Consider the following 15034-nt stretch of genomic DNA (forward strand, 5'->3'; position numbering starts at 1 on the left):
AGCGGTTTAATTAGCGCTGCTAGTTTCGGAGTGTACGGGGGATCTCAGGCGGCCGTCCAGGCGCGGAAGACACCGACGCAGCCGTGGACCGTCAGTTCGTGCCGGTCGAAGTGCTGGTCGAGCTGGGCGCGCAGCTCGTCGAGGGTGTCGGCGTCGTTGTGGAACGCGCCCCGCTTGTTCAGGGTCCGCATCGCCCGGCGGGCGCCGCCGGACACCGGCACCCCGGCCGAGAGGACCGTGGTGCCGAAGACGATACCGCCGGGCCTGACCACGGCCGCGGCGTGCGCCAGGGCGACCCCCTTCTCGCGCAGGCTGCCCGGGACGCAGTGCAGCAGGTAGCTCATGCCGACCGAGTCGTGGGACCGCGCCTCCACCGGCAGGGGTTCCAGTATGTTCGCGCGCACCGTGTCGACCCGGTGGCGCCGGAGCCGGTGGGCCGTGTGGGCCAGGGAGTTGCGGTTGAGGTCGACGAGCGTGATCCGCGGGTCGGGCACGGGGAACCTGGCGTGGTGGAGCAGGTAGCCGGTGCCCACGCCGATGTCCATGTGGCGGGCGCCGACACAGCTGTCGTACAGGCTCCGGGACACCGCCGACGGGCAGCGCCACAGGAGGGGCGCCGTGCCCCGGTAGACCACGAGGTCGTAGAGGGTGAGGAACGGCTTCGAGTAGCCCGACTGCCCGTCGATGACCTTCTGGTCGAGGGACTGGTCGAGGGGCTTGCCGGCCTGGGCGCCGTCGGACGTCATCATGCTCCTTCAGGGGTGGTGGACTGCTGGTGCGGTGCGGTCCGTGGGCGCCCCGCGGGGGCGGCGAGCCAGTCGGCCACCGCGCGCAGGGCGGGCTCGCTGTGCTCCCGGATGATCGAGAAGTGGGTGCCGGGGGCGTCGGCGGCCGTGTGCGGCAGGTGCCAGTGCGCGCGGCGGTCGTCGGGCGTCGACGGCGCGTCGGGATTGCCGTGCGCGTCGGGCGGCTGCGATCCGTCGTCGAAGAGGTCCCGCGAGGCCCGTACGAGCAGGGTCGGCGCGCTGATCGCCGTCGGGGTCCACGCCTGGAACAGTCCGGCGTAGTGCGCCATCGCGGTGAGGTACGCGTCGTCGCCCGCCTCCTCGGTCCAGCGTCCGTCCGGGGCCGCGGCGGCGCGGGTCCGTTCGATGTGGGCGTGCAGGTGCGGGAGCGTCCGGCTGGTGGGCCAGTGGCTGTCGAGGAGGACGACGGCGTCGGGGCCGGTGCCGCGCGCTTCGAGTGCGGCGGCGGTGGCGTGGGCGATCCAGCCGCCCGCCGAGTACCCGAGCAGGACGACGGGACCGCCGTCGGCGCACTCGGCGGCGCCGTCCGCGAGGAGGTCCGCCAGCGCGTCGACGGACGCGGGCAGCGGCTCCCGCCACGTGAAGCCGGGCACCGGCTGGACCCAGACGTCGTGCTCGCCCCCGGACACGGCGGCGAGCCGCGCGTACTGGGACGCGCCCGCGCCGACGGCGAACGTCGGGAAGCAGACGAGGCGCGCCCCGGCTCCGCGTGCGAGCCGGACGTGCGGCGGCCGCAGCCGGGCCTCCGCGGTGTCGAAGGTGGGGCGGAACCCCGCGACGTGGCGCACCAGTTCCTGGAACTCCTCGGTGCGGCCCAGAGCGCTCGCGCGGGCGAGGAGCGGGCCCAGGGTGAGGCGTGCGCTGTCGGTGTCGGCGGGCGCGGTGCCCGTGCCGTCCGGGCTCGCGTCCGCGTCCGCGTGGTCGGCCCCGGTCTCGCGGACGGCGTCGACCCCGGTCCCGGCCTCGCCCTCGGCCCCGGCCCCGGTCCCGGCCTCGGGAGGTGCCGCCGCCCACAGTGCGACCAGGTGCCCGGTCAGCGCGGCGACGGTCGGGTGCTGGAAGACGAGGGCCGGGGGCAGGCGCAGGCCGGTGTCCGCGCCGATCCTGTTGCGCAGGTCCACCGCCGTCAGCGAGTCGAATCCCAGCTCGGGCAGGGGCCGTTCGTCGTCGAGGGCGTCCGGGTCGGCGAGCCGCAGGACCGCCGCGACGTGTGTGCGGACGAGGTCGGCGAGCAGACCGGGCCGCTCGTCGGCGCCCGCAGCCGCGAGCCGCCGCCCGGCCTGCCGCCCCTGGTCCGTCCGTGCCGAGCCGTGCGCGCCGTGCCGCCCGGCCGCGCCGATCGCGAGTCCGCTGCCCTCGGGCCAGTACCGCTCGCGCTGGAAGGCGTACGTGGGCAGGTCCACCAGGCGCGCGCCGCAGTCGGCGAGCATCCGGCCCCAGTCCACCGGGACGCCCTTGACGTGCAGGTGGGCCAGCGCGGCGAGGAGCCCGCCCAGGTCCGTGCCGTGCTCCGGGCCGAGGAGCGCGACCAGTGCGGCGTCGGGGCCCAACTGGAGGCAGGAGCCCACCCCTTGGGACCCGAGCTGGTCCACGGCGTCGGCGCTCGGGGCGGCGTCCTCCTGGACGAGGCGCACCCAGTGGTCCGGGGAGGACAGCTCCTCGTGCGACACGGGGCGGCCGGTGCGGACGGCGATCAAGGGGGTCACCGGCGGGCGGAAGGTCAGGTCCTTGACGGCCCGCCGGACGGAGTCCCCGGCGTCGGGCCGCGCGTCGGCCTCCGCCTCCCGCTGCGCTTCTCGTACGAGGGCGACGGCGAGCGTCGCCGCGTCGGTCAGGGACAGCACGCCCGCGCAGTGCGCCGCGGTCACCTCACCGAGGGAGTGGCCGAGGAGGAAGGCGGGGCCGACTCCCCAGTGTGCGAGGAGCCGGAACAGCGCGACCTCTCCGGCGAACCGCGCGGCACCGGCCGCCACCGGGTCCCCCGGCGCTCCGCCGTGCGGCGCGATGACCTCGCTCCAGGGACGGCCCACCTGCTCCGCGACGGCGGTACCGGCCTCGTCGAGGGCCGACGCGAACACCGGCACCCGCTCGTACAACTCCCTTACGAGTATGTCTCGTTCGCCGTCCTCTCCACCGGCCTGGTCCGCGAGCAGGCCGGTGCACACGAACGCGACCCGTTCGCGCGCCCGGGCCGAGCCACGGACCACGTCCGGCCCGCCCTCGTCCCGTGCCAGCCGCGCCAGAGCCGCCAGGAGCGCGTCCCGGTCCCGGCCGACGACCACGGCCCGGTGCTCCAGGCCCGCGCGGGTCGATGCCAGCGAGCGCGCGACGTCGGCCGGCGCGAGGTCCGCGTGCTCCTCGACGTACCGGAGGAGCCGGGCGGCCTGCGCCCGCAGGGCGTCCTCGGTGCCGCCCGACAGCGGCCAGGGCAGCACGGGGAGGGCGCCGGCCGATGCCCCGCGCGCCGGGTGCCGCGCCACGTCCCCGTCCTGCGGGGCGGGTTGCGCTCCTCGGGGTTCCTCCTCGGAGCGTTCCGGGCCCTGCGATCCCTCCGGGGAGTGTTCCGAGCCCGGCGCCTCCTCCTCCGAGACGTGTTCCGTCGCCGCGCCCCCGTCCTGCGAGGCCCGCTCCTGCGCCGCGCCTTCGCCCTGCGGAACCCGGTCCGACCCCGCTCCTCCCCCGCCCTCGGCCTCGTCCTCCTCCGGCGCCTGCTCAAGGACCACATGCGCGTTGGTGCCGCTGATCCCGAAGGACGAGACCCCGGCGCGGCGGGCGCGGCCCGTGTCCGGCCAGGGGCGGGCCTCGGTGAGGACCTCCACGGCGCCCGACGACCAGTCCACGTGCGGGGTCGGCTCGTCCACGTGCAGGGTGGGCGGAAGGACCGCCCGGTCCAGGGCGAGGACCGTCTTGATGACGCCGCCGACCCCGGCCGCGGCGGCGGTGTGGCCGACGTTGGACTTGAGGGAGCCGAGCCAGAGCGGAGCGTGCGCGGGCCGCCCCTGGCCGTAGGTGGCGAGCAGGGCCTCCGCCTCGATGGGGTCGCCGAGGGTGGTGCCCGTGCCGTGGGCCTCGACGGCGTCCACGTCCCGGGTGCCGAGACCGGCCTGGGCGAGGGCCTGCCGGATCACGCGCTGCTGGGCGAGCCCGTTGGGGGCGGACAGGCCGTTGCTGGCCCCGTCCTGGTTGATGGCGGTGGCGCGGACCAGGGCGAGGACGGGGTGTCCGGCGCGCCGGGCGACCGAGAGCGGTTCGACCAGGAGGACGCCGACGCCCTCGCCCCAGCCCGTGCCGTCGGCCTCGGCGGCGAACGCCTTGCAGCGCCCGTCGGCCGCGAGGGCGCCCTGGCGGCTGAACTCGACGAACGCGCCCGGCGTCGAGAGGATCGTCGCGCCGCCCACCAGGGCCGCCGTGCAGTCGCCCTGCCGCAGCGCCTGCACGGCGAGGTGCAGGGCCACCAGGGACGAGGAGCAGGCCGTGTCGACGGTGACCGCGGGGCCCTCCAGGCCGAAGGTGTACGCGATGCGGCCCGAGGCGACGCTCGTCGAGGTGCCGGTCATCAGGTGGCCCGCGCCGCCGTCCGGGTCGGCGGTGATCAGGGGCAGGTAGTCCTGGCCGCTGACGCCCACGAACACGCCGGTGCGGCTGCCGCCGACCGCGTCGGGCGCGAGGCCGGCCCGCTCCAGGACCTCCCAGGCCACTTCGAGCAGGAGCCGCTGCTGCGGGTCCATCGCGAGCGCCTCGCGCGGGCTGATTCCGAACAGGAGCGGGTCGAACCGGTCGGCGTCGTGCAGGAATCCGCCCCTGCGGACGTACGTGTACCCGGGCCTGCCGGGGTTCGGGTCGTACAGGCCCGCCGTGTCCCAGCCCCGGTTGACCGGGAAGCCGGAGGTCGCGTCCCGGCCGGAGGCGACCAGGTCCCACAGCTGCTCGGGCGAGGCCACGTCGCCGGGGTAGCGGCAGCCCATGGCGACGATCGCGATCGGCTCACCGGCGACGGGCGCCGCCGACTCCGGTGCGTCGCCCTGCTCCTGAGTGCCCGTCAGGACGGAGAGCAGGTGCGCGGACAGCCTCTCGGCCGTCGGGTGGTCGAAGACCGCCGCCGGGGAGAGGCGGACACCGGTCGCCGTGGTGAGCCGGTTGCGCAGCTCCATGGCCGTCAGCGACACGAAGCCGAGGTCGGTGAAGGCCCGGGTGACGTCGACGTCCCCCGGGGTGGCGAGGTTCAGCACGGCGGCGGCGTGCTCGCACACCGTCTCCAGGGCCAGGCGTTCCTTGCCGCTGTCCGGCAGTTCGGCGAGGCGCCGGCGGAACACGGCGGCCGCGCTGTCGTCGGCCTCGCGGACCTGGGCGGTACCGGGCAGCGCGTCCGGCCAGTAGCGACGGCGCTGGAAGGCGTGGGTCGGCAGGTCCACGAGCCGGGCCGAAGGGCCGATCAGGGCCGACCAGTCCACGCCGACGCCCTGCACGTGGGCCTCCGCGACGGAGGTGAGGAAGCGCCCGAGGTGCCCTTCGTCGCGCCGCAGCGAGGTCAGGACGGTGCCGGGCGCGCCGCCGCCGGCCCGGCTCCCCGTGTCCGCGGGTCCCGTCGCGCCCACCGGGCTGGCCGTACCTGCCGTACTCGCCACACCCGATGCGCTCGCCGCGCTCGCCGCGCTCGCCGCGCTTTCGATGATCTCCTGCACGGACATCGCGAGCACCGGATGCGGGCTCATCTCGGCATACGTACGGTGCCCGGCGGCGAGGAGTTCCCGGACGGTCGGGGCGAATTGGACCGTCTCCCGCAGGTTGCGGTACCAGTAGGCGGCGTCGAGTCCGGACGTGTCGACCTCGGCGCCGAGGACCGTCGAGTGGAAGGGGATGTCGGCCGGGCGCGGCGTGATGTCGGCGAGCGTGGCGAGGAGTTCGTCCCGCAGCGTCTCGACCTGCGCCGAGTGCGACGCGTAGTCGACGGCGACGCGGATCGCCCGTACGCCTTCCCGCTCGGCCGCGTACAGGAGTTCGTCGAGGGCTTCGGCGTCGCCCGACACCACCACGGACGAGGGGGCGTTGGCCGCGGCGACACCGAGGCGGCTCCCCCACTCCGCGAGCCGGTCGCGCGCCCGGTCGAGCGGCAGGGCCAGGAACGCCATGCCCCCGCTGCCCGCGAGGCGTTCGGCGACGAGCCGGGACCGCCGTGCCACGATCCGGGCCCCGTCCTCCAGGGACAGGGCGCCCGCGACGCAGGCGGCGGCGATCTCGCCCTGGGAGTGGCCCACGACGGCGCCGGGCTCCACGCCGTGGGACCGCCACAGGGCGGCGAGCGAGACCATCATGGCCCAGAGCGCGGGCTGGACGACGTCCACGCGGTCGAGCGGGGCCGCGCCGTCGACGCCGCGCACGACGTCGACGAGCGAGAAGTCGACGTGGGGCGCCACGGCGTCGGCGCACGCGCGCAGCCGCTCGCGGAAGACCGCGGAGTCGCGGTACAGGTCCGCCGCCATGCCCTCCCACTGGGCGCCCTGGCCGGGGAAGACGAACACCGGCTTCCCCGGGTCGCGCGCGACGCCCGCCACGACGCCGGGCGCGCTCCTGCCCTCGGCCACGGCGGTGAGGCCCGCGAGGTAGGTGTCCCGGTCGTCGGCGAGCACGACGGCACGGTGGTCGAAGTGGGTGCGCGAGGTCAGCAGGGAGTGGCCGATGTCGGCCGGGGCCAGGCCGGGCCGGGCGCGCACGTGGTCCCGCAGCCGGGCCGCCTGGTCGCGCAGACCGCGGCTGCTGCGCGCGGTGATCAGCCAGGGCAGCGGCGCGGGGGCCCCAGGAGCGGGGTGGTCGAGGTCCGGTGCGGGGGCGCCCTCGCGGTCGGCTGCCGGGGCGTCCATCGCGTCACGTCCCGGACCGTCCGACGCATCGTGCGCCGACCCGTCCACCGCCTCGCGCCCCGCGCCGCCCACGGCGTCCCGCGCCGGGCCGTCCGCCCCGCCCGTGGGCTCCCCGAGCAGCACCGGCCCCGCGACCGGCGCCGGAAGGGGCGCGGGCGCGGGAAACGCGTCGTCGCCCGACTGCTCCAGGATCACGTGGGCGTTGGTGCCGCTGATCCCGAAGGACGACACGCCGGCCCGTCGCGGCTCGTCGTTCCGGGGCCAGTCGCGGGCCTCGGTGAGCAGCCGCACCGCGCCCGACGACCAGTCGACGTGCGGGGTCGGCTCGTCCGCGTGCAGGGTGGGCGGCAGGACGCCCCGGCGCAGCGCCATGACCGTCTTGATGACACCGCCGACGCCCGCCGCCGCCTGGGTGTGCCCGATGTTCGACTTGAGGGAGCCCAGCCACAACGGCCGGTCGGGGGCGCGCTCTTGACCGTACGTGGCGAGCAGCGCCTGCGCCTCGATGGGATCGCCCAGGGACGTGCCGGTGCCGTGCGCCTCCACGACGTCCACGAGATCCGCCGAGAGGCGGGCCGACGCCAGCGCCTGGCGGATGACGCGCTGCTGCGACGGGCCGTTGGGCGCCGTCAGACCGTTCGACGCGCCGTCCTGGTTCACGGCCGAGCCGCGCAGCACGGCGAGTACCGGATGCCTGTTGCGCCGCGCGTCCGACAGCCGCTCCAGGAGGACGAGACCCACGCCCTCGCCCCACCCCGTGCCGTCCGCCGATGCCGCGAACGCCTTGCAGCGCCCGTCGGCCGCGAGGCCCCGCTGACGGCTGAACTCCACGAACATCCCCGGGGTCGTCATGACCGAGGCGCCGCCCGCGAGGGCCAGCGCGCACTCGCCCTGCCGCAGCGACTGCGCGGCCAGGTGGAGTGCCGTGAGGGACGCCGAGCAGGCGGTGTCGACGGTGATCGCCGGGCCCTCCAGGCCGAAGGTGTAGGCGAGTCGGCCCGAGAGGACGCTGGCGAGGAAGCCCGTCGAGTAGCCCTCGAAGGTCTCCCGGGCGCTCTGCAGGAGGAGCGCGTACTCCTGGCTGCTGGTGCCGACGAAGACGCCGGTGCGGCTGCCGCGCATCCGGGTCGGGGCGAGGCCCGCGCGCTCGAAGGTCTCCCAGGCCACCTCCAGGAGGAGGCGCTGCTGCGGGTCGAGGGTCAGCGCCTCGCGCGGGCTGACCCCGAACAGGCCCGCGTCGAACGACGCGACGTCGGCGAGGAATCCGCCCTCGCGCGCGTAGGTCTTCCCGAGCCGGTCCGGGTCGGGGTCGTAGAGGTGCTCGACGTCCCAGCCGCGGTCCTCGGGGAAGGGCGCGACGGCGTCCCTGCCGGAGGCGACCAGGTCCCACAGGTCCTCCGGGGAGCGGACGTCCCCGGGGAAGCGGCAGCCCATGGCGACGACCGCGACCGGCTCCGCGGCGGCGTCCTGAAGCTCCCGCAGCCGCCCGCGGGTCTCGTGCAGGTCGGCGGTGACCCGCTTGAGGTAGTACCGAATCCGGTCGTCCGTCGCCATGTGCCATCCACCTCGTCGCGATGTCGCCGTGGTCCGCTCGCGCGCGGGCCGCGGCGCGGGGTCAGGAGATGCCCAGCTCCTTGCTGATGAAGTCGATGACTTCGTCGTCGGTCGCCAGGTCGAGTTCGTCCGCGACGGTCGTCCCGTCGTCCTGCGCTTCCGCGCCCGCGCCGGGCGCGGGCGGTCGCTCGCCGCACCGCTGGGCGAGCGCGCGCAGCCGGTCCGCCACGCGGTCCCGCTCGCCGTCGTCGAGCGGCGCCGTCGCGAGGTGCGTCGCGAGGGCGTCGAGGCGGGCGAGGACGGAGTCGACGGGCGAGCCGAGCCCGGAGACGAGCGCGGCCTCGACGTGCTCGCTCAGGGCGGCGGGCGTCGGGCGGTCGAACACCAGGGTGGTGGGCAGGGTCAGGCCGGTCTCCGCGCCCAGGCGGTTGCGCAGCTCGACGGCGGTGAGCGAGTCGAAGCCGAGTTCCTGGAAGGGGCGGTGCGGGTCCACGTTCCCGGCGGTGGTGTGGCCGAGGACCAGGGCGACCTGGCCGCGGACGAGTTCGAGGACGGCCGCGGCGCGGTCCTCGGCGCCGAGGGAGCCGAGGCGTTCGCGCAGCGCGTGCGCGGCGCCCGGTTCGGCCGTCGCCGCGGGGGCGTTCACCAGGCCGCGCAGCAGCACGGGCAGGGTGCCGTTCGTGGTGGCGGCCCGCAGTTCGCCGGGGTCGAGCCGGGTCGGCACCCACACCGGCAGGCCGGTGGCGAGCGCCTCGTCGAACAGGGCGAGGCCGTCCTCGACGGAGAGGCCCGCCGCCGGTCCCGGTCGCGGCAGGTCCGCCGCCATCCCTCCCGGTCCGGCCCAGCGGCCCCAGGCCAGGGACGTCGCGGGCAGGCCGGTGGCGTGGCGGTGTCCGGCGAGGGCGTCGAGGAAGGCGTTGGCCGCCGCGTAGTTGGACTGGCCGGTGGTGCCGACGGTGCCCGCGGCGGAGGAGTAGACGACGAACGCCGCCAGGTCCTGATGCAGCGTCAGTTCGTGCAGGTGCCAGGCGCCGTCGGCCTTGGGCCGGAACACCGTGTCGACGCGCTCCGGCGTCATCGTCTCCAGGAGACCGTCGTCGAGCACGCCCGCCGCGTGCACCACGGCCGTCAGCGGGTGGGCGGCGGGCACCGACGCGAGGAGGTCCGCCACGGCGGCCCGGTCGGCCACGTCGCACGCCACGGCCCGCACCGTCCTCGCACCCGCCGCGGTCAGCTCGGCCACCAGCTCCGCCATGCCCTCCGCGTCGGGCCCCCGGCGTCCGGCGAGCACGAGGTGCGCCACGCCGCGGGTGCGCACCAGGTGCCGGGCGACCTCCGCGCCGAGCGCCCCGGACGCGCCGGTGACCAGCGCCGTGCCGTCGGGGTGCCACGCGGGCGGCATGGTGAGGACGACCTTGCCCACGTGCCGGGCCTGGGCGAGGAAGCGGAAGGCGGCGGGCGCCCTGCGCACGTCCCACGCCGTCACCGGCACCGGCCGCAGCCGCCCGCGCCCGAACAGCTCGACGATGTCCGCCAGCATCTCGCCGACGCGCTCGACACCGGCGTCCATCAGGTCGAACGCGCGGTAGGCGACGCCGTCGTGCCGTGCGGCGACGTCGTCGGCGTCGCGGATGTCGGTCTTGCCCATCTCGACGAACCGGCCGCCGGGCCGCAGCAGCCGCAGCGAGGCGTCGGCGAAGTCCCCGGTCAGCGAGTTCAGGACGACGTCCAGGCACCGGGCGCCGCCCGTCGCCGTGAACCGTGCCTCGAAGTCGGTCGTGCGCGACGAGGCGAGGTGCGCGTCGTCGACGCCGAGGGCGCGTACCGCGTCCCACTTGGCGGGGGCGGCCGTCGCGTACACCTCGGCCCCCAGGTGCCGCGCGAGCTGGACGGCGGCCATCCCGACGCCGCCCGCCGCCGCGTGCACGAGCACCTTGTCCCCCGGCCGCACGCGGGCCAGGTCCACCAGGCCCTCGTACGCGGTGAGGAACGTGACGGGGACGGACGCGGCGCGCGGGTACGACCAGCCCTCGGGGATCCGTGCGAGCAGGCGGTGGTCGACGACCGCGACCGGGCCGAGGCATCCGGCCGCGAGGCCGAACACCCGGTCGCCGGGGGCGAGTCCGGCCACCTCGGGACCCACCTCGGTGACGACGCCCGCGATCTCGCCGCCCAGCGCCCGCCGGTCGGGCACCATGCCGAGGGCCATGACGACGTCCCGGAAGTTGAGCCCCGCGGCGCGCACGTCGACCCGGACCTTGCCGGCCGCGAGCGGCGCCGCCGCCTCCGGGCTCGGGGCGAGCGTCAGGTCGTCGACGGTGCCGCCACCGGTCAGGTCGACGCGCCATTCCCGTACGCCCGTCGGCGGTACGAGCGTGCCGTGCGGTACGCCGCGGGCCAGGCGCGGGACGAGCGTCCGCCCTTCCCTGAGCGCGAGTTGGGGCTCGTCCGCGCGCGCCGCCCCGGTCAGGGCGGCCGTGGACGCGGGCTCCCCGTCCGAGTCGACGAGGACGAACCGGCCCGGGTGCTCGGCCTGTGCGGAGCGCACCAGGCCCCAGATCGCGGCGGCGGCGACGTCGGCCACGCGCTCGTCGGGGGACACGGGCAGGGCTCCCCGGGTCAGGACGACCAGCCGGGAGGTGCCGAGGCGGGCGTCCTTGAGCCAGGCCCGGAGGGTGCCGAGGACGGCGAGGGCCAGGGAGCGGGCGACGTCTGCCGGGCTGCTCAGGTCGGCGCCGGGCGCTTCGGCGCGTTCGGCGTCGGCCGCTTCGGCGCGTCCAGCGTCAGCCGCTTCGGCGCGTTCGGCGCGTTCGGCGCGTTCGGCGCGTTCGGCGGCAGCCGCTTCGGCGCGTTCGGCGCGTTCGGCGCGTTCGGCGGCAGCCGCTTCGGCGGCGGTGACGCCGCCTTCGGTGCCTCCGATTCCTGCGGCTCCGGTCTCACCCGCAGCGCCGCCGCGGCACGGCAGGATCACCGACTCCGGTACGGGCTCCCCGGATTCGAGCGCCGCGACGAGCGCGCCGAGGTCGGCGTGGGCGTCGGCCCCGAGCCGGTCCGCGAGGTCCGGGTCCCCGAGGACGGCGTGGCGCGCGGCCGGTGCCGCAGCGTCGGGTGCCGTACCGTCCTCGGCAGCCCGCTCCGCCCATGCGACGTGGAAGAGGGTGTCGCGGGTCCGGCCGGACCGGAGCTGGTGGACGGAGACGGGGCGGGTGACGAGCGACCCGGCCGACGCGACCGGTGCTCCGCGCTCGTCCCACAGGGCGAGGGACACCGCGTCCGTCCCGGCCGGTGCGAGCCGCACCCGCAGGGTCGGTGTGCCCGTGCCGTGGAAGGACACGTCGTGCCACGCGAACGGCACCCGCACCTGCCCGGTCGCCCCCGCACCGTCCCCGGTGAGGAGTGCGGCGTGCAGTGCGGCGTCGAGCAGCGCCGGGTGGAGGCCGTAGCCGTCGGTGCGGGAGCGTGCGGCGCCGGGCAGGGCGACCTCGGCGAACACCTCGTCGCCGCGCCGCCAGGCCCGCGCGAGCCCGCGGAACGCGGGGCCGTACGCGAAACCGGCGGTGGCCAGGCGTGCGTAGAACCCGTCGAGCGGCACCGGTTCGGCGCCGGGTGGCGGCCAGGCCTCGCCGGGACGGGCGGGTGCGGCGGCCGCCTCGGGCGCGAGCGTGCCCCGGGCGTGGCACACCCAGGCACCCTCCGGCTCCGTCAGGTCGTCCTCGGCGCGCGAGAACACGCCCACCGCGCGGTGACCTTCCTCCCTCACTGACCCCGCCGGGCCCACCCGCACCTGGAGGCGCACGGCGCCCCGTTCGGGCAGGACCAGCGGCGCCTCCTGCGTCAGCTCCACCAGGCGGCGGCACCCGGCCTCGGCGCCCGCGCGGACCGCGAGCTCGACGACGGCGGTGCCGGGCACGAGGGCGGTGCCGAGCATGACGTGGTCGGCGAGCCACGCCTCGGTCCGCCGGGACAGGGTTCCGGTGAGCACGGTCTCCTGGGAGTCGGCGAGGTCCAAGGAGGCGCCGAGCAGGGGGTGTTCGAGCCCGAGGAGTCCGGCGGCGGTGACGTCGGCGGCGGCGCCCGCCGTGCCCGCCACGCTCCAGGGGTGGCGGCGGCGCTGGAAGGGGTACGTGGGCAGGTCCACCCGGCGGGCCCCGGTGCCGGCGAAGAACGGGGTCCAGTCGACGCGGGCCCCGTGGGCGAACGCCTCGGACACCGCCGTGCGCGCCGTTTCGGCCTCCGGCCGTCCGGCGCGCGCCGGAGCGATCAACACCGTTCCGGTGCCCGGGGGTTGCTCGGCCAGGCAGTCCTGGGCCATCGCCGTGAGCGTCCCGGAAGGACCGACCTCCACGAACGTCCGCGCGCCCGCCGCGACGAGCCGGCGCACCCCGTCGTGGAAGCGGACGGTCGCCCGGGCGTGCCGCACCCAGTACTCCGGCGAGCACAGCTCGGCCGCGGTGGCGATGTCGCCGGTGACGTCCGAGACGATCGGGACGCGCGGCGGGTGGAAGGTGAGTTTCCCCGCGACCTGGCCGAACTCGTCGAGCATCGCGTCCGTGTGCGGGGAGTGGAAGGCGTGGCTGACGCGCAGGCGGCGGGTCTTGCGGCCCCTCTCCCGCCAGCGTCCGGCGAGTTCGAGCACGGCGCTCTCGGTGCCGGACACGACGACCGAAGCGGGTCCGTTGACGGCGGCGAGGGCAAGGTCGTCGGCGTGGGCGGTCACGTCCGGCAGGATCTCCGCCTCGGTCGCCCGCACCGCGACCATCGCGCCGCTGCCGGGCACCTCCTGCATGAGGCGCCCCCGCGCGGCCACGAGCGCGCACGCGTCCGGCAGGGACAGGACGCCCGCGACGTGCGCGGCCGCCAGCTCGCCGACGGAGTGGCCGAGCAGCAGACCGGGGGCGAGCCCCCAGTGCGTCAGGAGCCGGTACAGCGCCACTTCGTACGCGAAGAGGCCCGGCTGGGTGTACGCGGTCTGCTCCAGGAGCGCGGCCGTCGGCGTCCCCTCGGGTGCGTGCAGGACGTCCCGCAGGGGCGTGTCGAGGTGGGGGTCCAGGTGGTCCGCGACGGCGTCGAGGGCTTCGGCGAACACCGGGAAGGCGGCGGCCAGTTCGCGCCCCATGCCCGGGCGTTGGCTGCCCTGCCCGGCGAAGAGGAACGCCTGCCCGCCGTCCGTGGCCGCGCCTCGTACGAGGCCGGGCGCGGGGCGGTCGTCGGCGAGCGCCGCGAGACCGGCGAGCGCCGCGTCCCGGTCGGCGGCCCACACCACGGCCCGCCGGTCGAGGGCGGCCCGGGAGGTGGCGAGGGACCAGCCGACGTCCGCCGGGCGGGTGTCGGGCCGGGAGCGGAGGTGGGCGGTGAGGCGCTCGGCCTGGTCGCGCAGGGCCTGCTCTCCGCGTGCCGAGACGACGAGGGGCACGGGCGACTGCGGGGCGGGGACCGGTGCCGGGGCGGTGTCGTCCCGTTGGGGGGCCTGTTCCAGGATCACGTGGGCGTTGGTGCCGCTGATGCCGAAGGAGGACACGCCCGCGCGGCGGGGCCGGCCGGTCTCCGGCCAGTCCCGGCCCTCCGTGAGGAGTCGCACCGCGCCCGACGTCCAGTCGACGTGCGGCGTGGGCGCGTCGACGTGCAGGGTCTTCGGGAGGACGCCGTGCCGCATCGCCATGACCATTTTGATCAGCCCGGCGATGCCCGCCGCGCCCTGGGTGTGCCCGATGTTCGACTTGACGGAGCCGAGCCACAACGGCCGGTCGGCGGGCCGCTCCTGGCCGTACGTGGCGAGCAGCGCCTGTGCCTCGATGGGATCCCCGAGCGACGTGCCCGTGCCGTGCGCCTCCACCGCGTCGACCAGATCCGCCGAGAGCCGGGCCGACGCCAGGGCCTGGCGGATGACGCGCTGCTGCGAGGGGCCGTTGGGCGCCGTCAGGCCGTTCGACGCGCCGTCCTGGTTCACGGCGGAGCCCCGTACGACAGCGAGCACCGGATGACCGTTGCGCCGCGCGTCGGACAACCGCTCAAGGAGGACGAGACCCACACCCTCGCCCCACCCCGTGCCGTCCGCCGACGCGGCGAACGCCTTGCACCTGCCGTCGGCCGCGAGCCCCCGCTGACGGCTGAACTCCACGAAGATTCCCGGCGTCGCCATCACGGCGGCGCCACCGGCCAGGGCCAGGGTGCACTCGCGTTGCCGCAGCGCCTGCACGGCGAGGTGCACCGCCGCGAGGGACGCCGAGCACGCGGTGTCGACGGTGATCGCCGGGCCCTCCAGGCCGAAGGTGTAGGCGAGCCGGCCCGAGAGGACGCTGGCGGCACCGCCGGTGAGCTGGTGTCCCTCGGTGCCGTCGCCGGTTCCGGTGCCGCCGCCACTGGTCATGAGGACCGAGCCGACGAAGGTGCCGACGGGCTCGCCCTTCAGCGCGCCGGGGTCGACTCCGGCGCGTTCGAACGTCTCCCACGCGGTCTCCAGGAGCAGCCGCTGCTGGGGGTCCATCGCGGCCGCCTCGCGCGGGCTGATGCCGAACAGGTCCGCGTCGAACTCCGCCGCGTCGTCGAGGAAGGCCCCTTCGACGGCGTACGTCGTGCCGGGCCTGTCGGGGTCCGGGTCGAAGAGCGCCTCGGTGTCCCAGCCCCGGTCGGCGGGGAAGGCCGCGATCGCGTCGGTGCCGGTGGCCACGAGGTCCCACAGGTCCTCGGCGGAGCGGACGCCGCCGGGGAAGCGGCAGCCCGCCGCCACGATCGCCACCGGCTCGTGGGCGGCGGCCGTCAGCTCGCGGGTGCGGGCGCGCAGCGACTCGACCTCCTTGAGGGAGGCCCGCAGCGCCT

3 protein-coding genes are annotated in these 15034 nt (G+C 76.5%); all 3 read right to left on the reverse strand.

Going from position 1 to position 15034, the window contains the following annotated elements; all coding sequences use genetic code 11:
• Positions 1-44: 44 nt before the first annotated feature.
• The gene (locus tag AB6L24_RS05270) at positions 45-749 is read right to left on the reverse strand and encodes a class I SAM-dependent methyltransferase (protein ID WP_405652621.1); all 705 of its coding nucleotides are present in this window, start codon (positions 747-749) and stop codon (positions 45-47) included.
• Positions 746-8218, reverse strand: coding sequence for a type I polyketide synthase (locus AB6L24_RS05275; protein ID WP_405652623.1), 7473 nt, complete (start codon positions 8216-8218; stop codon positions 746-748). Before AB6L24_RS05275 ends, AB6L24_RS05270 begins: the two co-directional genes overlap by 4 nt.
• A gap of 61 nt (positions 8219-8279) precedes the next feature.
• Positions 8280-15029, reverse strand: a complete 6750-nt coding sequence (locus AB6L24_RS05280; protein ID WP_405657047.1) for a type I polyketide synthase — start codon at positions 15027-15029, stop codon at positions 8280-8282.
• Positions 15030-15034 lie beyond the last annotated feature (5 nt).

The organism is Streptomyces sp. RK9, from assembly GCF_045070545.1.
In the GTDB taxonomy this organism is placed as follows: Bacteria; Actinomycetota; Actinomycetes; order Streptomycetales; family Streptomycetaceae; genus Streptomyces; species Streptomyces alboflavus.

What these genes read in the sequence shown, in the direction of transcription:
- AB6L24_RS05275 (WP_405652623.1), bottom strand. Translation starts at nt 8,218, where the DNA reads ATGGCGACGGACGACCGGATTCGGTACTACCTCAAGCGGGTCACCGCC.
- AB6L24_RS05270 (WP_405652621.1), bottom strand. Translation starts at nt 749, where the DNA reads ATGATGACGTCCGACGGCGCCCAGGCCGGCAAGCCCCTCGACCAGTCC.